At 76.9% G+C, this 16,107-nt stretch carries 20 protein-coding genes and 2 pseudogenes; 12 read left to right on the top strand and 10 right to left on the bottom strand.

Going from position 1 to position 16,107, the window contains the following annotated elements; all coding sequences use genetic code 11:
• Positions 1 to 3 precede the first annotated feature (3 nt).
• Both ACWIZO_RS18845 and ACWIZO_RS18840 read left to right on the top strand, forming a co-directional pair.
• Positions 4 to 1,239 (top strand): AGE family epimerase/isomerase, encoded by a 1,236-nt coding sequence (locus ACWIZO_RS18845; RefSeq protein ID WP_448639177.1) that lies wholly within the window; start codon positions 4 to 6, stop codon positions 1,237 to 1,239.
• A gap of 349 nt (positions 1,240 to 1,588) precedes the next feature.
• Entirely contained in the window at positions 1,589 to 3,169 is a 1,581-nt protein-coding gene (locus tag ACWIZO_RS18840; RefSeq protein WP_448639176.1) for a DUF222 domain-containing protein, read from the top strand.
• Here the strand turns inward: ACWIZO_RS18840 and ACWIZO_RS18835 are convergent.
• Complete coding sequence (locus ACWIZO_RS18835) at positions 3,145 to 3,594, bottom strand: DUF6221 family protein (RefSeq protein WP_448639175.1); 450 nt, start codon at positions 3,592 to 3,594, stop codon at positions 3,145 to 3,147. The genes ACWIZO_RS18840 and ACWIZO_RS18835 overlap by 25 nt on opposite strands.
• A 148-nt stretch (positions 3,595 to 3,742) precedes the next feature.
• Between ACWIZO_RS18835 and ACWIZO_RS18830 the strand changes: the two genes are divergently transcribed.
• Positions 3,743 to 4,375 carry a CG0192-related protein gene (locus ACWIZO_RS18830; RefSeq protein ID WP_448639174.1) on the top strand — a complete coding sequence of 211 codons (633 nt, stop codon included), beginning with the start codon at positions 3,743 to 3,745 and terminating at the stop codon, positions 4,373 to 4,375.
• A 92-nt stretch (positions 4,376 to 4,467) separates the two neighbouring features.
• Here ACWIZO_RS18830 and ACWIZO_RS18825 read toward each other — a convergent pair.
• The 3 genes and pseudogenes from ACWIZO_RS18825 to ACWIZO_RS18815 form a co-directional block, all read right to left on the bottom strand.
• A pseudogene (locus ACWIZO_RS18825) lies at positions 4,468 to 4,698 on the bottom strand (NAD(P)-dependent oxidoreductase); the annotation flags it as partial.
• Positions 4,699 to 4,730: 32 nt separating this feature from the next.
• Positions 4,731 to 5,051: pseudogene (locus ACWIZO_RS18820) on the bottom strand (D-glycerate dehydrogenase); the annotation flags it as partial.
• The gene (locus tag ACWIZO_RS18815) at positions 5,048 to 5,209 is read right to left on the bottom strand and encodes a hypothetical protein (protein ID WP_448643012.1); all 162 of its coding nucleotides are present in this window, start codon (positions 5,207 to 5,209) and stop codon (positions 5,048 to 5,050) included. The gene ACWIZO_RS18815 and the pseudogene ACWIZO_RS18820, both read right to left, overlap by 4 nt.
• 52 nt (positions 5,210 to 5,261) lie before the next feature.
• Here ACWIZO_RS18815 and ACWIZO_RS18810 point away from each other — a divergent pair, with 52 nt between their 5' ends.
• The 3 genes from ACWIZO_RS18810 (at position 5,262) to ACWIZO_RS18800 (ending at position 7,349) form a co-directional block, all read left to right on the top strand.
• The gene (locus ACWIZO_RS18810) at positions 5,262 to 5,576 is read left to right on the top strand and encodes a hypothetical protein (RefSeq protein ID WP_448639173.1); all 315 of its coding nucleotides are present in this window, start codon (positions 5,262 to 5,264) and stop codon (positions 5,574 to 5,576) included.
• A gap of 137 nt (positions 5,577 to 5,713) precedes the next feature.
• Complete coding sequence (locus ACWIZO_RS18805) at positions 5,714 to 5,857, top strand: hypothetical protein (protein WP_448639172.1); 144 nt, start codon at positions 5,714 to 5,716, stop codon at positions 5,855 to 5,857.
• 244 nt (positions 5,858 to 6,101) lie between these two features.
• Complete coding sequence (locus tag ACWIZO_RS18800) at positions 6,102 to 7,349, top strand: globin domain-containing protein (RefSeq protein WP_448639171.1); 1,248 nt, start codon at positions 6,102 to 6,104, stop codon at positions 7,347 to 7,349.
• Between the two features lie 23 nt (positions 7,350 to 7,372).
• On the opposite strand, the gene mug is transcribed toward ACWIZO_RS18800, so the two are convergent.
• Complete coding sequence (gene mug, locus ACWIZO_RS18795; RefSeq protein ID WP_448639170.1) at positions 7,373 to 7,918, bottom strand: G/U mismatch-specific DNA glycosylase; 546 nt, start codon at positions 7,916 to 7,918, stop codon at positions 7,373 to 7,375.
• Positions 7,919 to 8,041: 123 nt separating this feature from the next.
• On the opposite strand from mug, the gene dhaK reads away from it, so the two are divergent.
• The 3 genes from dhaK to dhaM are packed head-to-tail and all read left to right on the top strand — an operon-like array spanning position 8,042 to position 10,079.
• The gene (gene dhaK, locus ACWIZO_RS18790; protein WP_448639169.1) at positions 8,042 to 9,043 is read left to right on the top strand and encodes a dihydroxyacetone kinase subunit DhaK; all 1,002 of its coding nucleotides are present in this window, start codon (positions 8,042 to 8,044) and stop codon (positions 9,041 to 9,043) included.
• Positions 9,040 to 9,672 (top strand): dihydroxyacetone kinase subunit DhaL, encoded by a 633-nt coding sequence (dhaL, locus tag ACWIZO_RS18785; RefSeq protein ID WP_448639168.1) that lies wholly within the window; start codon positions 9,040 to 9,042, stop codon positions 9,670 to 9,672. Before dhaK ends, dhaL begins: the two co-directional genes overlap by 4 nt.
• Positions 9,669 to 10,079 (top strand): dihydroxyacetone kinase phosphoryl donor subunit DhaM, encoded by a 411-nt coding sequence (dhaM, locus tag ACWIZO_RS18780; protein ID WP_448639167.1) that lies wholly within the window; start codon positions 9,669 to 9,671, stop codon positions 10,077 to 10,079. The genes dhaL and dhaM overlap by 4 nt, the downstream gene beginning before the upstream one ends.
• 8 nt (positions 10,080 to 10,087) lie before the next feature.
• On the opposite strand, the gene ACWIZO_RS18775 is transcribed toward dhaM, so the two are convergent.
• Positions 10,088 to 10,444: a PspC domain-containing protein gene (locus ACWIZO_RS18775; RefSeq protein WP_448639166.1), complete on the bottom strand. Its 357-nt coding sequence runs from the start codon at positions 10,442 to 10,444 to the stop codon at positions 10,088 to 10,090.
• A 178-nt stretch (positions 10,445 to 10,622) separates the two neighbouring features.
• Here ACWIZO_RS18775 and ACWIZO_RS18770 point away from each other — a divergent pair, with 178 nt between their 5' ends.
• Complete coding sequence (locus tag ACWIZO_RS18770; RefSeq protein WP_448639165.1) at positions 10,623 to 11,591, top strand: YihY/virulence factor BrkB family protein; 969 nt, start codon at positions 10,623 to 10,625, stop codon at positions 11,589 to 11,591.
• Positions 11,592 to 11,598: 7 nt separating this feature from the next.
• Here ACWIZO_RS18770 and ACWIZO_RS18765 read toward each other — a convergent pair whose 3' ends face one another.
• Together ACWIZO_RS18765 and ACWIZO_RS18760 are read right to left on the bottom strand one after the other, a co-directional pair.
• Positions 11,599 to 11,886, bottom strand: coding sequence for a hypothetical protein (locus tag ACWIZO_RS18765; protein WP_448639164.1), 288 nt, complete (start codon positions 11,884 to 11,886; stop codon positions 11,599 to 11,601).
• Positions 11,887 to 12,064: 178 nt separating this feature from the next.
• Complete coding sequence (locus tag ACWIZO_RS18760; RefSeq protein WP_448639163.1) at positions 12,065 to 12,442, bottom strand: hypothetical protein; 378 nt, start codon at positions 12,440 to 12,442, stop codon at positions 12,065 to 12,067.
• A gap of 177 nt (positions 12,443 to 12,619) precedes the next feature.
• Here ACWIZO_RS18760 and ACWIZO_RS18755 point away from each other — a divergent pair, with 177 nt between their 5' ends.
• Positions 12,620 to 13,357, top strand: a complete 738-nt coding sequence (locus ACWIZO_RS18755) for an alpha/beta fold hydrolase (RefSeq protein ID WP_448639162.1) — start codon at positions 12,620 to 12,622, stop codon at positions 13,355 to 13,357.
• A 29-nt stretch (positions 13,358 to 13,386) separates the two neighbouring features.
• Here ACWIZO_RS18755 and ACWIZO_RS18750 read toward each other — a convergent pair whose 3' ends face one another.
• Together ACWIZO_RS18750 and ACWIZO_RS18745 are read right to left on the bottom strand one after the other, a co-directional pair.
• Complete coding sequence (locus ACWIZO_RS18750) at positions 13,387 to 14,145, bottom strand: alpha/beta hydrolase (protein WP_448639161.1); 759 nt, start codon at positions 14,143 to 14,145, stop codon at positions 13,387 to 13,389.
• Between the two features lie 37 nt (positions 14,146 to 14,182).
• Positions 14,183 to 14,818, bottom strand: a complete 636-nt coding sequence (locus ACWIZO_RS18745) for a hypothetical protein (protein WP_448639160.1) — start codon at positions 14,816 to 14,818, stop codon at positions 14,183 to 14,185.
• Positions 14,819 to 14,907: 89 nt separating this feature from the next.
• On the opposite strand from ACWIZO_RS18745, the gene ACWIZO_RS18740 reads away from it, so the two are divergent.
• Positions 14,908 to 16,104, top strand: a complete 1,197-nt coding sequence (locus ACWIZO_RS18740) for an MFS transporter (RefSeq protein WP_448639159.1) — start codon at positions 14,908 to 14,910, stop codon at positions 16,102 to 16,104.
• Positions 16,105 to 16,107: the final 3 nt, after the last annotated feature.

Below are 16,107 nucleotides of genomic sequence, written 5' to 3'. Positions count from 1 at the left end.
GCCGTGTCCTCCTCCCCTCCCCCGCTGCTGACCGGCGAGCTCGACCGGCTGCTCACCTTCGCCGCCAGCGCCCGCCGGGACGACGGCGGCTTCGGCTACCTGGCCGCCGACGGGTCGCTCGACCCCGCGAAGCCCCGCGAGACCTACGTGACGGCGCGGATGACGCACGTCTTCTCGCTGGCGGTGCTGCTGGGCCGGCCGGACGCCGCCGACCTGGCCGCGCACGGGGTCGCCGCGCTCACCGGACCGTTCCGCGACGGCGCGCACGGCGGCTGGCCGGCCTCCCCCGACGGCGACGACACCAAGGCCGCCTACGTGCACGCCTTCGTCGTCCTCGCCGGGGCGAGCGCGGCGGCCGCCGGCGTGCCGGGCGGCGCGGCCCTGCTGGCCGAGGCCCTGTCCGTGTGGGACGAGCACTTCTGGGACGACGCCGCCGGCATGGCCGTCGAGGAGTGGGACGCCGCCTGGACGACGTGTGCCGACTACCGCGGCGTCAACGCGAACATGCACGGCGTCGAGGCGGTGCTGGCCGCGGCCGACGCACTGGAGGACGCGCTGGACGACGCGTCCCGGGCCGACGAGCTGCGGCGCCGCGCCCTGCGGGTGGTCGAGCGGGTCGTGGACGGCGAGGCCCGCTCGCGCGACTGGCGGCTCCCCGAGCACTTCGACGCCGCGTGGGCCGTGCTGCCCGAGTACAACGCCGACCGCCCCTCCGACCCGTTCCGGCCCTACGGCGTCACGGTGGGCCACCAGCTGGAGTGGTCCCGGCTGGCGCTGCACACCCGCGCCGCGCTCGGACCGGCGGCTCCCGGGTGGCTCCTCGCGGACGCCGCGGCCCTCTACGGCGCCGCGGTCGACCGGGGGTGGCGGGCCGACGGGCACGACGGGTTCGTCTACACCCTCGACTGGTCCGACCGCCCCGTCGTCGCCGCCCGCATGCACTGGGTGCTCGCCGAGGCGGTGGGCGCGGCCGCCGTCCTCGCGCGGGTCACCGGCGACCCGCGGTACGACGCCGACCTCCGCCGCTGGGACGAGCACGCCGGGCTCTTCCGCGACGACGCCACCGGCAGCTGGCACCACGAGCTGACCCCTGAGGGCCAGGTGGGGACGACGACCTGGACGGGCAAGCCCGACGCCTACCACGTGGCCCAGGCGCTGCTGCTCCCCCGGCTGCCGGTGCGCGGGAGCGTGGCCGCCGGCGTGCGCGCGGCGCTGGCGGGAGACCAGGCCACGTCGTAGCGGCCGTCGGTACGTACCACGGCCCCGGCGCGGGGATTTCACGGCCACGCCGGGGCCGGTTGGTCCCTGTGTGCCCACTGGGAGTGGCCTGAACCACACTCTGCGCGGAAATCTGCGCAGAGAAGCTGGCGGGCGGGGCGCACCCGAGGTCGTCCCCCCGGGGCCCCGCCCGGCCTCAGCATGCGGGTCTCGGAACAGCGCCGCAACAGATGTCTCAGACGTCTACCCCGCGGAGTTCCCGTCTCCGCCGCGGGCCGGACGTCGTGGGCCGCGCGTGCGCCCTCGGCCGAACCGTCGACTGTGGCCCTGAGCTTCGGTTTCTGTCGTCCCCCGGTCGTGGGTTCACCGCATGACAGTGGTCGAGGAGTGCGAGCCGGCGGTTGCCGGTGGGCTGCTCGACCTGCTGCTGGCCCGGGGTCCTGAACTGCAGCGGTTGCCGGTGGGGTTGCTGTCGCGGGAGCAGAAGGCCGCCGCGCTGCAGCGGGTCGCCGCGCTGCAGCGGGTCGCCGCGCTGGAGGCCCGGACCGCCGCGTACGAGGCCGAACTCGTCCTCGGGCTGGCCGACGACACCCCCGACGACCTCGACCCGGCGCCCGGTAGCCCCGGTGCACGCAAGGGGTCGTGGGCGCCGGACCCGGAGCTGCCCGGCGTCTCGGAGTTCTTCACCGCCGAGCTGGCCATGATCCTCGACTGCGGCCGCCAGTCCGCGGCGATCCTGGCGCACCGGGCCTGGACCTACCGTGAGTCGCTGCCGGGCACCTGGACCGCGCTGGCCGCCGGCAGCCTGGACGAGGCGCGGGCCGAGGTCCTCGTCGAGGTGCTGGAGCACACCGACCCGGCCGTGGCCCGGCAGGTGGAGGCCCGGCTGCTCGGTGAGGCCGCCTTCCTCACGGTGGACAAGCTGAGGAAGCGGGCGATCGCCGCGCTGACCGAGGTCGACGCCGGCGCGGTCGACGAGCGCCGCCGCCAGGCCGAGCGGCGCGCCGACGTGCGGGTCCATCCCTCTCTGCAGGACGGTATGAGCACGCTGGCCACCGACCTGCCGGCGGCCCAGGCCGCCGCCTGCCACGACGTGATCGACCGCTTCGCCCGGATGCTCAAGGCCGACGGGGACTGCCGGCCGATCGGGCAGCTGCGGGCTGCGGTGCACGCCGACCTGATCACCCGACCCTGGGACTCCGCCCGGGCGCCGGTGACCGCGCACCTCCAGGTGATCGCCACCCTCGACGCACTGGCCGGGCGCAGCAACGAGCCCGGCGAGGTCAACGGGCTGCCGATCACCGCCGGCCAGCTGCGCGACCTGCTGCGCCAGCTCGACGGCCTCGGGCTGTGCGCCCCGGCGGGCGGGTCGGTGATCGTGGCGCTCACCGACACCGACGGCACCCTGCGCGCCACCACCGGTCTCGACGGGCTGCGCCGCCTGGCGCGCCGCGGCTGCCCGCAGCACCCCGCCGGGGACTGCGGATGTGCCGTGCTCGACCGGCCCGACCCGGTCGACCGCTACACGCCCTCGGCCGGGCAGCAGACGTTCGTGCACACCCGCGACCGCACCTGCCGCTTCCCCACCTGCGGCCAACGCGTGGGCTGGGCCGACGCCGACCACGTCATCGCCCACGCCGACGGCGGGCCCACCGACTGCGCCCACCTGTGCTGCCTGTGCCGCAGCCACCACCGGCTCAAGACCTTCGCCCGCGGCTGGCGCTTCCACATGAGCGCCGACGGCGTACTGGACGGTGACCACCCCGTCCGGCGTCACCCGCACCACCCGACCACCGGGGATCCAGCCACTGCCAGTCGAGCCCGACCCACCACCGGACGAGCCCGAACCGGACGATCCCACCCCGGACGACGATCCCCCACCGTTCTGACCCGGAGCAGCGGCGCCGGCTCCTCCGGCGGCACCGGTCAGGGGCGCCACTCCTGCCGGTAGTCGGGGTGGCCGGCGTAGGGCAGGGCCAGCAGGGCGAGGGTCAGCGCGGCGAGCTGGTGGACGTCGGCCGGGGTGAGCGGGAAGTCGGGCAGCCCGCCCGGCCGGGCGCCGAGGAAGGCGGTGTCCGGCCGCGCATCACGGCAGGCCTGCACCATCCAGCGCTTGGCGGCGCACTCGTCGAGCACCCGCGCCGGGCCGAAGCGGGCGACGTGCTCGGCGGCCGCGGAGTGCAGGGCGGTCGCGGCGGCCGAGCCGGACCCGGGCCGCGACGGCGCCCCGCCCGGGAGGCTCCCGGCGCGCGCCGCGCCGAGGCCGTCCTCGTCGGCGGCCCGGGCGGCGATCCGCTTGTCCTCGGCGATGCGCGCCATGACGAACTCGTCCAGCTGCGGCGTCATGTCCGGCGCGAGCCCCGACTCGAACTCCATGCGGGCATCCTCCCGCCGACGAGCTCCCGGGTGGCCGGTCCGCGACGCGGGGAACAGCCGCCGGCCGGTCGCGAGGACCGGCGGCCGTCGTCTCGGGGAGACGCACGGACGCCGGGCCGGGTGGACGCCGGGCCTCTAGCGTCGGCGCATGGCTGTCATCCACCGCGCCGAGCTGTCCCCCTCCAAGATCGAGCTGGTGAGCGGCTGGGTGGGCAGCCGGTCGTGGGGGCGCGGCGCCGGGGCCGACCTGCAGCGGGTGGCCGCCTACCGGTTCGACGACCCGGACGGCGAGGTCGGCATCGAGGCCCACCTGGTCCGCGGCGCCGACGGCCGGCTGCTGCACGTCCCGCTCACCTACCGCGGCGCCCCCGCACCCGGCCAGGAGGCGCACCTCGTCGGCACGCTGCAGCACTCGGTGCTGGGCCGGCGCTGGGTCTACGACGCCTGCGGTGACCCGGTCGCCGTCGCGGCGTACCTGCGCACCGTCGTCGAGGGCGGCACCGGCGCCGAGGAGCAGGTGGTGACCGACGACGGGTTCGCGCCGCGGGCCACCGACGCCGCCGTCGCCGGCAGCGGCGCGCCGGGTCTGCACCTCGGCCCGCTCGACGGCCTCTCCGTCAGCGACTCGGGCAACGCGACCACCGTCCGCACCGGGCCGCTGACCCTGCTCGTGCACCGGGTGCTCGACCCCGCCGCCGAGGCGGCCGGCGCCGTGCTCACCGGCACCTGGGCCGGGCAGCCCGCCCCCGTCGTCCTGGCGACGGTCCAGCCGCTCAGCTGACCGGCGTAAGCGGCGGCCGGCCAGCACGGGTCGACGGCCGGCTCGTCCTCGAAGACGTCCAGCGCGGCCCCGCCGATGCGCCCCTCCCGCAGCGCGGTCACCAGCGCGCCGGTGTCGACGACGCCGCCGCGCGCGGTGTTCACCAGGAGCGCGTGCGGCTGCATCAGGGCCAGCGTGTCGGTGCCGATGAGGTGCCGGGTCTCCGGCGTGAGCGGGCAGTGCAGCGAGACGACGTCGCTGCGCCGCAGCAGCTCGGGCAGCTCGACGAACTCGGTGGCCGCGCGCTCGTCGTCGTCCAGCTCGGCGCGGGTCGGCGTGGCCACCACCCGCAGGTCGAAGGCCCGTGCCCGGCGGGCGACGGCCCGGCCGATGCGGCGACGATGCCGAGCGTCGCACCGGCCGAGAGGTCGAGCCCGACCATCATCCGCGGACCCCAGACCCACGGCGTCCCCCGGCGCAGGAACCGGTCGCCCTCGGCGATCCGCCGCGCCGCGGCGAGCACGAGCCCCATCGTGAGGTCGGCGGTGGCCCGGTCCAGCACCCCCGGCGTGTTGGTGACGACGACGCCGCGCGCGCGGGCCGCGTCGACGTCGTCGAAGCCCACGGCGGTGTTGGCCACCACCTGCAGCTGCGGCCCGGCCGCGTCGAGGACCGCCGCGTCGACCCGCTCGGTCAGCGTGCAGACGACGGCGGCCGCGCCGGCGACGCCCTCGAGCAGCTCCTCGCGGCCGGGCCGCTCCTCCCGGCCGACCCGCAGCGGACGGTCGAGGGCGCCAGCTCGGCCATCGCGTCGTCGGTGAGCAGCCGCGGGACGTGGACGTGCCCGGTGTCCATGGCGCCATCCTGCCGGGGCGCCGGGCCGGGCCCGGCAGGTGACACTGGGACGGTGACCTCCCCCAGCGACGGCCTGCGGGCGGCGCGGGGTGTCGTCCGTCTGCTCAACACCGCCGGTGGCGGCGTGCTGTGCCTGGCCGGTGCGGTCGACGACGCCGCCGTCGCCTCCTTCCACCGCCGCTACGGCCGCGAGCCGGCGCGGGTCGAGGTCATCGACGCCCGCTCGGTGACCTCGCTGTCCCCGCCGGTGGTCGAGCTGCTGGTCGAGCACCTGGCGGCCGGGTACCGCGCCGGGCGGCCGGTGCTCCTGCGCCGGTCCGCCCCGGTCGCGCAGGCGCTCGCCGCTGCCGCGCCGGGCCCGTGCTGAGCATCACGGCCCTCGTTCACGACGCGTTCACCCGCACCACACCCCGGCGCCACGGGCCTGGTTACCGTGGGTTGTGGCTGCACGAGCAGCCGACGGACGACGACGTCCCCTCATGACCGCACACCCGAGGAGACGACATGACCTCCCGTACCACCACCCCTGCCACCACCCGCAGCACCGCCCGCACCTGGCTGCGCCGCCTCGACACCTACACGCTCGAGGTCTTCAACCCCGGCCTGCCCTACCGGCCGCGCCGGGACCGCGCCACCGCACAGGGCTGACCCACCCGGCCCCGTCGGCCCGCGAGTCGGCGGGGCCGGTCCGTGCCCGCACCGCGGGCACACCCCCGAACGCACTCCTCCGCCGCCCGCGCTCCGGTACCCCGTGCGGACGCCGGGCGGCCTCGGGCACCCTGACCACGGCGGGTGGGCACCGCCCCACGGGTGGGGACGAGCAGGCGCGGATCCGGGGGATCCCGACCGCTCGGCAGGCCCCCTCGTCCGTCGCCCGACCGAGGAGGAGACCATGCTCTCGAACCGTTCCCGCCCCGTCGTCGAGGCGACGCTGCCGGTGGTCGCCGAGCACGTCGGGGAGATCGCGAAGCGCTTCTACGCGCACCTGTTCGACGCCCACCCCGAGCTGTTCGACGGGGTCTTCAACCGCGGCAACCAGGCCGAGGGGACGCAGCAGGTGGCGCTGGCCGGCTCGGTCGCCGTCTTCGCCGGTGCGCTGGTGCAGACCCCTGAGCAGGTCCCCGAGCGCCTGCTGTCCCGCATCGCCCACAAGCACGCCTCCCTGGGCATCACCCCGGCGCAGTACGACGTCGTCCACGAGCACCTCTTCCGGGCCATCGCCGACGTCCTGGGCGACGCGGTCACGCCCGAGGTGGCCGCCGCCTGGGACGAGGTCTACTGGCTGATGGCGTACGCGCTCATCAACCAGGAGCGCGGCCTCTACAGCGCCCGCGGCGTGCGCCCGGAGACCGTGTGGCGCGAGTGGGAGGTCGCCGAGCGGGTCGAGGAGACCGCCGACGTGGTCACCTTCCGGGTCAAGCGGGTCGACGACCGGCTGGTCAAGACGTCGCTGCCCGGCCAGTACGTGACGGTGCGGGTGCCGATGCGCGACGGCGTGCGCCAGCCCCGGCAGTACAGCCTCACCCGCGCCGACGACGGCGAGCACCGCCAGTTCTCGGTCAAGCGGGTGCGCGGCGGAGAGAAGCCGGACGGCGAGGTCTCCACCCACCTGTGCGACCAGGTCCGGGTCGGTGACCGGCTGACGATGTCGCTGCCCTTCGGCGACGTCGTCCTGGACGACTCCGGCCGCCCCGTGGTCTTCGCCAGCGCGGGCATCGGCATCACGCCGATGGCCGGGATGCTCTCCCACCTGGCCGTCGCGGGGTCGCGCCTGCCCATCACGCTGCTGCACGCCGACGTCGACGAGGAGTCCTTCGCGCTGCGCCGGCAGGTGCTCGAGGACGTCCGGCGGCTGCCCGGCGCCCGGGTGCACACCTGGTACGAGCGGGGCGCGCACAGCACCCTGCCGGTCGACGGCGTGCACGCCGGCGTGATGGACCTCGACGCGGTGGACCTGCCCGAGGGCGCCGTCTACTACCTCTGCGGCCCGCTGCCGTTCATGCAGGCCGTCCGCAGCGCGCTCCTCGACCGGGGCGTGCCCCCGCGGGACGTCCAGTACGAGGTCTTCGGCCCCGACCTGTGGCAGGCCGACTCCCAGACCGAGCCCGCTCCGGAGGCCGCGCGCACCGGGGCGGCCTGACCCCACCGGACCGGGCGGACGGCTCAGCCCGGTGGCGTCCGCAGCTGGCCGTAGAGCCGGGCGAGGTCCGGGAGCTGGTGGTGGGCGTTGAGGCCGCTGGGGTTGGGCAGCACCCACGTCCGCGCACCGCCGAGCCGGTGGTCCTGCCGGCCCCACCCGGCCCGGGCGCGGCCGGTCGCCAGCCGCCAGGCGCTGATGCCGAGGACCGCCACCACCCGCGGGCGGTACCGCGCGACCAGCTCCTCGAGGGCGGCCACGCCGTCGCGGAGCTCCTCGGCCGACAGCTCCGCCGCCGTCCGGGTGGGCCGGTCGACGAGGTTGGTGACCCCGAGCCCGTACCGCGGCAGCTCCCGGTCCTCCTCCGGCGCGAGCCGGCGCGGGGTCAGCCCGGCCAGGTGCAGCGCGGGCCAGAACCGGTTCCCCGGGCGCGCGAAGTGGTGCCCGCGGGCGGCCGACAGCAGCGACGGGTTGATGCCGCAGAACAGGACGTCGAGGTCGGGGGCGACCACGTCGGGCAGGGGCTTGCCCGGTCGGCCGCCGTCGGTCGCCGCACCGGCCGCCGTCCCCACGACCCCAGTGTCGGGCGAGCGGCGGCACCGGCGCGGTCTTGTGCCGGCCGGTGGCGCTCCCTAGCCTCCGGACGTCCCCGTGACCGCGGTCACCCCGCGCAGGGCCGAGACCAGGAGCCTCCGGTGAAGAAGCTGCTCAACGACCCCGCCGACGTCGTCGCCGACGCGCTGCGCGGCATGGCCGCCGCCCACCCGGAGCTGCGGGTCGACCACGAGAACCGGGTCGTCTTCCGCCGCGACGCGCCGGTGCGCGGCAAGGTCGGACTGGTCTCCGGCGGCGGGTCCGGGCACGAGCCCATGCACGCCGGCTTCGTCGGGACGGGGATGCTCGACGCCGCCTGCGCCGGGGAGGTGTTCACCTCGCCCGTGCCCGACCAGGTCGTGGCCGCGACCCGGGGTGTCGACGGCGGCGCCGGGGTCCTGCACATCGTGAAGAACTACACCGGCGACGTCATGAACTTCGAGATGGCCGCCGAGCTGGTGGCCGCCGAGTCCGACACCGAGGTCGCCACCGTCGTCACCGACGACGACGTCGCGGTGCAGGACAGCACCTACACCGCCGGCCGGCGCGGCGTCGGCGTCACCGTGCTGCTGGAGAAGCTGGCCGGCGCGGCCGCCGAGGAGGGCCGGTCGCTGGCCGAGGTCGCCGAGGTCGCCCGCCGGGTCGACGCCACCGGCCGCAGCATGGGCATGGCGCTGACCTCGTGCACGGTGCCCGCGGCGGGCCGGCCGACGTTCGACCTGCCCGGGGACGAGATGGAGATCGGCATCGGCATCCACGGCGAGCCCGGCCGGCGGCGGGTGCCGCTGGCGCCGGCCCGCGAGGTCGCCGAGATGCTCGTCGAGCCGATCCTCGCCGACCTCGACCTCACCGGCGGCGACGGCGTCATCGCCTTCGTCAACGGCATGGGCGCCACCCCGCTGCTGGAGCTCTACCTCATGTACGCGGAGGTGGTCGCCGTGCTGGAGAAGTCCGGCATCGGGGTCGCCCGCAACCTGGTCGGCTCGTACATGACCAGCCTGGACATGGCCGGCTGCTCGGTCACCCTGCTGCGGGCCGACGACGAGCTGCTGCGGCTGTGGGACGCACCGGTGCGCACCCCGGCGCTGCGCTGGGGCGCATGAGCGCCGTCGACGCCGCGGGCCTCACCGCCTGGGTCACCGAGTTCGCCCGGCTGGTGCACGAGCAGCGCGACGAGCTGACCCGCCTGGACGCGGCCATCGGCGACGCCGACCACGGCGCCAACCTCGACCGCGGCATGACCGCCGTCGTCGCCGCGCTGCAGGCGCAGCCGGGCGGCGACCCCGCCGCCGTCCTCAAGACGGTCGCGACGACGCTGATCAAGACCGTCGGCGGCGCCAGCGGACCGCTCTACGGCACCTTCTTCCTCCGGGCCGCGGGCGCGCTCGACGGCGGGGACGGGCCCGCGTTCGCCGCCGCGGTGCGCGCCGGGTACGACGGCGTCGTCGCCCGCGGCAAGGCCGAACGCGGGGACAAGACGATGCTCGACGCGCTCGGGCCGGCGTGCGACGCGCTGGACGCGGCGCTGGCCGACGGCCGCGACCTGGCCGGGGCGCTGCGGGCGGCCGCGGAGGCGGCCGCGGGAGGGCGGGACGCCACGGTGCCCCTGGTCGCGCGCAAGGGCCGCGCGAGCTACCTCGGCGAGCGCAGCGCCGGCCACGCCGACCCCGGCGCCACGTCGGCGGCGCTGCTGGTGCAGGCCGCGGCGACCGCGCTGGCCGGCGGCTCGTGACCGTCGGGCTGGTGGTCGTCTCGCACAGCCGCGCGCTCGCCGAGGCGGCGGTGGAGCTGGCGCACGGCATGCTGCCCGGTCGCGAGCTCGCCGTCGGCGTCGCCGCCGGGGACGTCGACGGCGGGCTGGGCACCGACGCGACGGCGATCGCGGACGCGGTCACCGCCGCGGACGGCGGGGACGGCGTCGTCGTGCTCATGGACCTCGGCAGCGCCGTGCTGTCGGCCGAGACCGCGCTGGAGTTCCTCGACGACGACCTGCGGGCGCGGGTGGTGCTCTCCCCCGCGCCGCTGGTCGAGGGCCTGGTCGGGGCGGCGGTGGTCGCGGCCACCGGCGCGTCCCGGGACCGGGTGGCGGCCGAGGCGCTGCGGGGGCTGGCGCCCAAGCAGGCCCACCTCGGCGGCTGACCGGCCGCTCAGCCGCGCGAGGCCGTCGCGCCCGGGCCGCCCAGCCGCGCCTGCAGGTCGTCGACGAACCGGTCGACGGGGCGGGCCTCCTCACCGGGGCCCAGAGGCTCCTGCGGGACCAGCACCCACAGCAGCAGGTAGAGCAGGACGCCGACGCCACCGGCGACGGAGAGGCCGACGAACCCGACCCGCCACAGGACGGGGTCGGTGCCGGTGTGCCTGGCCAGGCCGCCGCTGACGCCGCCCAGCACAGCGTCGGTGCGGCTGCGCCGGAGCTCCGGTCGCGCGGACGGCGGGGGGACGGCCTGCGGGAGGACGGCCTGCGGGGGGACGGAGTACGGGGTGGAGGAGGGGGTCGATGTCATGCACCGAGCCTGGCGCCCCCGGGTCGCCCGGGACATCGGGGACCGCCCGGAACCGACCCTGGTCCTGCGGCCGGGACCGGTCCGGGGATCCCCTGCCGGGCGTACCGGACGGGAGCGTGCCGCCGCGCGGGAGCCGGAGCACACTCCCCCCATGGCGGAGGTGCGCGGCCTCGGGTCCGTGACGGGGAGACCACGGCGGGGCGACGCGGCGCCGGACGACGCGGTCTCGCCGCACCGCATCTCGCCGCGGGGCTGGTGGCGGGTCGTGCGGCGCTCGGTCGGGCACGCGCTCGACGAGCGGCTGATGGCGCTGTGCGCCGCGGTGGCCTTCTTCGCCATCCTGTCCATCGCCCCGGTGCTGGTGACGGCGCTGTCGATCTACGGCGCGGTCACCACGCCCGCGGAGGCGCTCGAGCAGCTGTCGGCGGTGGCCGGGATGCTGCCCGAGGACCTGCGGCCGCTGGTCGCCGACCAGCTGACCACCATCACGGCCGCCTCCGGCCACGTGCTCACCTGGCGGGGCCTGGCCGGGCTGGCGGCGGCACTGTGGACGGCGACCACCGCGGCCACCTACCTCGTCGACGCGCTCACCCTCGCCTACCACGAGCAGGAGACCCGCAGCTTCCTGCGCCGCAGCGGGCTCGGCCTGCTGCTGGTCCTCGGCGGGGCGGTGCTGCTGGGGGCGGTGATCACCGTCGCGGGCCTGGTCTCGGACGCGCTCGACGGCGCGCCCGGTCCGGTCCGCGCCGTCGCGCCGGTGGCCGTCTGGCTCGGCCTGGCCCTGCTCATGACGGCGGTGCTCGCCGTCCTCTACCGGTGCGCCCCCGACCGGAAGGACGCGCGCTGGCGGTGGATCAGCGGCGGCGCGGCGCTGACGACGGTCCTGTGGCTGGCGACGTCGGCCGCGCTGTTCGCCTACGTGCAGAGCCTCGGCAACTACCAGGCCACCTACGGCTCGCTGGCCGGCGTGGCGATCAGCATGGCCTGGCTGTGGCTGAGCGTGTTCCTCGTCGTGCTGGGCGCCGTCGTCAACGCCGAGGCGGAGCGGCAGACCGTCCGGGACTCCACGGTCGGGCCGGAGCGGCCGCTGGGCGAGCGGGGCGCCGTCGTGGCCGACGACGCCCCGCCCTACCCGGGTGAGGGGTGACCCGCGGTCAGTCGGCGACGGGCGTCGTGCCGAACATCAGCACACGGCGGCCGACGTCGTAGTGCACGACCTTGCTGTCGCGGAGCAGGTCCTGCAGGGCATCGGCGTCGTCCGGGGAGAGGGTGAGGACCTCCTCCCAGGCACCCTGGTCGAGCACGAGCTGCAGGGTGTGGACGCCCGGGGCGCCCGGCTCCTGCGCCACCCATGAGAACTGGTAGTGGGTCAGCTGGCGGACGCGGATGCTGTCGTCGGTGACCGGCTGGGAGACGGTGGCCGTCGTGGGCTGCTCGGACATGGCTCACTCCTGGAGAGAGGGGCTACGGGAGCACACCCCCTACCCCGGCCCCGCCGAGGAACCGGCCGGACTCCGCGATCCCGCCTGTCGGCGACACTGCGCGACCGTCCGGTCCCGCCACGTCACCGCGACTGCGGGCCTCGCACCGCAGCCACGTTCCCGGTGCGCGGGCGGGCGGTCAGCGCATCGCGCGGATCGCGAGCGCGGCGGCGCCGTAGACGGCGGAGCTGGTGACCGCCCGCACCGTGGTGGCCCGGCCCGACCCGCGGGCCGCTCCCAGCGCGGTGAGCACGTCGAGCAGGTTGGCGGCGGCGACCAGGGCCAGTCCCCGGTCGACCTCCTCCTCGGTGCGCGCGGTCAGCGCCGTGGCCGACAGGGCCAGCGCCCGGCTGCCGAACAGGCGCTGCAGCTGCAGGCCCTGCGGCGTCGGCGGGACGCCGTACCCGGCGGCCACCACCCCCGGGGCGAGGACGCTGAGCGCCCCGAACGCGGCTCCGGCGCCGCCCAGCGCCCGCGCCAGCGTCTGCTTCGACGTGCCTGCGATGGTCCCGGCCACGGCCTTCTCCCCTCGGCGCCCCCGGCGGCCGTCCTGCTCGGGCCGCCTGCCCGGAGCCAACCAGGCAGGCGCACGCCGCGCACCCGGGAGCCGGCGCGGCCACACTGGCGTCGGTGCGGGCCGCCCGGGTGCGCCCGCCGTGGGGTCGCCGGGAGGTGCCCGCTGTCGACGGAGCCGGTGACGACCGACCGTGAGACCCCGTTCGGGCGGGTGCGCAGCCGGACGGTGGGCCGGCCGCGGGACGGCGTCGCCGAGGTCGTCGTCGTCCAGGGCATCGGGGTGGCCGACTACCTCGTCCCCGGACTGCGGGCGCTGGGGACGTGGACCCGCGCCCACCTGGTGGAGCTGCCGGGCTTCTCCGGCAGCGGGGAGCCGCCGCACGAGCTCGACGTCGTCGAGTTCGGCGACGCCGTGGTGGCCTGGCTCGGGGCTGCGGGGCTGGACCGCGTGGTACTGACCGGGCACTCCGGCGGCACGCAGGTCGCCGCGCGCGCGGCGCTCCGGCGTCCCCCCGGCGTGCGGGGCCTGGTGCTGGCCAGCCCGACGGTCGACCCCCGGTTCCGCAGCCTCGGCGGCGTGCTGCGGGCCTGGTACCGCGACCACCGGCTCGAGCCGCCGGACCTCGACGAGGCGCACCGGCCGGAGCGGCAGCGGGCCGGGATGCGCCGGGTCGTCCACGCCGTGCGGGCGCACCTGGCCGACCGGCTCGAGGACGTCGTCCCGCAGGTCCCGGTCCCGGTGCTGGTGCTGCACGGCGAGGACGACCTGCTGTGCACGGCGCAGTGGGCCCGGTCGCTGGCCGACCTCGCCCCCGACGGCCGGTTCGAGTCCGTGCCCGGAGCGCACAGCTTCCCCTGGACCGCGCCCGCCGCATGGTCCGACCCGGTCCGCCGGCTCGCCGAGGAGGTGGGCTGAGCGGACCGTGCGCCGCGGTGCGGCGGCTGTCAGCCGAGGAGCCAGTCGGCCGCCTCCCGGGCCACCTCCGGCGGCACGACGTGGCCGCCGTCGAACTCGCGGTAGGTGACGTCGTACCCGTCGTCGCGGAGCGCGGGCACGATCTCCCGGCTGGTCTGCTCGATCGGCAGGACGTCGTCGGCGGTCCCGTGGGAGACGAGGACGAGGGGCCGGCCGGTGCGCCGCCCCGGGAGCACGAAGCCCGGCGAGAAGGCGACGACCCGCCGGAACAGCCGGCCGTTGGTCAGCCCCAGGCCGAGGGCGTAGGACGCGCCGTCGGAGAAGCCCGCGACGGCGACCCGTCCGGGGTCGACCGGGACGGTGGCGAAGACCTCGGTCAGCGCCCGGTCGACCACGGCCGCGTCGGAGCCGGAGCTGCCGGTGACGGCGTCCCAGGTCGACCCCCGCGACGCGGGCGCCAGGAGCAGCAGCCCCCGCTCGTCGGCCGGCGCCCGCAGCAGCGCGAGCCCGGACTCGGCGTCCCCTCCCGCACCGTGCAGCACGACGACCAGCGGGGCCGGCCCCGTGAGACCCGGAGCCGGCACGTGCAGCAGGGAGTCGCGGGTCTCCTCCAGGCCGAGCGGGGAGGTGCCCGGCGGCGGGAGCGGGGCGTCGGCCGGCGGCGCTCCCGGGCGCGCGGTCAGGACGGCCGCCTCCCCGGTCCCCGGCAGCCGCAGACCGCAGCCGGTCAGCAGGCCGGCCGCGGCGAGCCGGCCGGCCGCCGCGAGGAGTCCCCGCCGGGTGAGCACGGCCCTGCGGTACCCGTTCCGGGGGTGCCCGCCCGGGTCAGGCGCTGACCTCCTCGTGGGTGTTGACGCCGGGGATCCGGCGCACCGAGCCCCAGCCGTAGCGCGCCCAGACGACCAGCAGGGCGGCCCCCACGAGGGAGCCCAGGGTGTCGCGCACCAGGTCGCCGTTGGTGTCGTCGTTGCCCTCCGACAACCGGGTGCCCAGCCACGCGTCGGAGCGCCACTCGTAGACCTCCCACAGCGCGCCGATCGAGATGCCGAGGGCCAGCGTCACGACCCCGATGCCGACGTAGTGGCGCAGGTGGGTCTCGTCCCGGGGGTCCGGGACGACGTCGAGGCGGGCGAGCGCGATGTACACGACGGGCGCGGTGAGCATCGGCAGGGTGAAGTGCACGAGGTCGTCGAAGCGGACGAACTCGTCGTAGAGGCCCAGCGTCTCGCCGAACCCCTGCAGCGCCATGCCCACGGTCAGCGCCAGGTCGTAGACCCGCGGCAGGTTCACCAGGCGGGCGACGACGGTGACCGCTCCCAGGACCAGCAGCACCGCGGCGGCGCCCGTCCGCCCCGCCGCGGCGTAGACGGCCGCGCCGCCCAGGATCACCAGCCGCAGGACGTCGATGCCGTCCCGGATCACGGGTGTCCAGTCACCGAGCACCAGTCTGCGCACGTCCACGCCCCCCGCCCTACCCGTCTCCCGGGCGGTGACCACCGCCGCCCGGACCGGGTCGCGGGAGTGCCGGAACGGCCTGCGAGCATCGGCCCGTGCGACGGCGGGGGTCGGAGGCGCTCCCCCGGGAGGTCGGCGTGCTGGCCGTCGTCGCCTTCGTCGTCGCCCTCGGGTTCGGCATCGTGGCGCCCGCCATCCCGCTGTTCGCCCGGTCCTTCGGCGTGGGGACGACGGCCGTCGGCCTGGCCGTGAGCGCCTTCGCGTTCCTCCGGTTCGTGTCCGCGTTCGGCGGGGGCTCGCTGGTCGAGCGGCTCGGCGAGCGGGTCGTCCTCGCCACCGGCCTCGCCGCCGTCGCGGTGACCACCGGCCTGGCCGGGCTGGCCGGCTCGTTCCCCGTCTTCCTGTGGCTGCGTGCCGCCGGCGGGGTCGGCAGCGCGATGTTCACCGTGGCCGCGCTGGCGCTGCTGCTGCGGGTGGCGCCCCCGACCCACCGGGCGCGGGCGGCGGCCACCTACCAGGGCGGTTTCATCCTCGGCGGCATCGCCGGGCCGGCGGCCGGCGGCATCCTCACCACGCTGTCCCCGCGGCTGCCGTTCCTGCTCTACGCGGCGGCGCTGCTGGTCGCCGGCGCGGTGGCCCTCGTCCTGCTGCGCCCGGCGGTGGTCGAGCGGGCGCCGGCTCCCGGCCTGCCCTCCGCCGGCACCGCCGACCTCTCCCCCGGACCGGTTGCCGTGCGGTCCGCCCTGCGCTCGCGTGCCTACGTCGCGGCCCTCGTCGCCAACCTCGGCGTCGGCTGGGTCCTCTTCGGCGTGCGCAACTCGCTGGTGCCGCTGTACGTGACCGAGGAGCTGGGCCGCAGCGCGGCCTGGGCCGGCGCCGGCCTGCTGGTCGGCTCGGTGGCGCAGGCGCTCGCGCTGCTGCGCTCCGGCCGGCTGGCCGACACCTGGGGACGGCGGCCCGCGCTGCTGCTCGGGACGGCGACCGGCACCGCCGCCCTGGCGCTGCTCGTCCTGCCGCCGGCGACCGGGGTGTTCCTGCTGTCCATGGCGACCTACGGCCTGGCCGCCGCCCTGCTGGCGAGCGTGCCCGCGGCGCTGGTCGGCGACGTCAGCCCGGCCCGGGGTGGCCGGCTGGTGGCGGTGTTCCAGATGTCGGCCGACCTCGGCGCGGTCATCGGCCCGCTGGCGGCCGGCTGGCTCACCGACGTCGCCTCCTACCAGGTCGCGTTCGCGGCCAGCACGGCCGTCGTGGCCGCCGGGCTGGTCGCGGCCCTGGCGCTGCCCCGCCGCTGACGC

It is taken from the genome of Geodermatophilus sp. URMC 63 (assembly GCF_053502565.1).
Note: the sequence above shows the minus strand (reverse complement) of the source record. Positions and strands in the feature narration are given on the sequence as shown.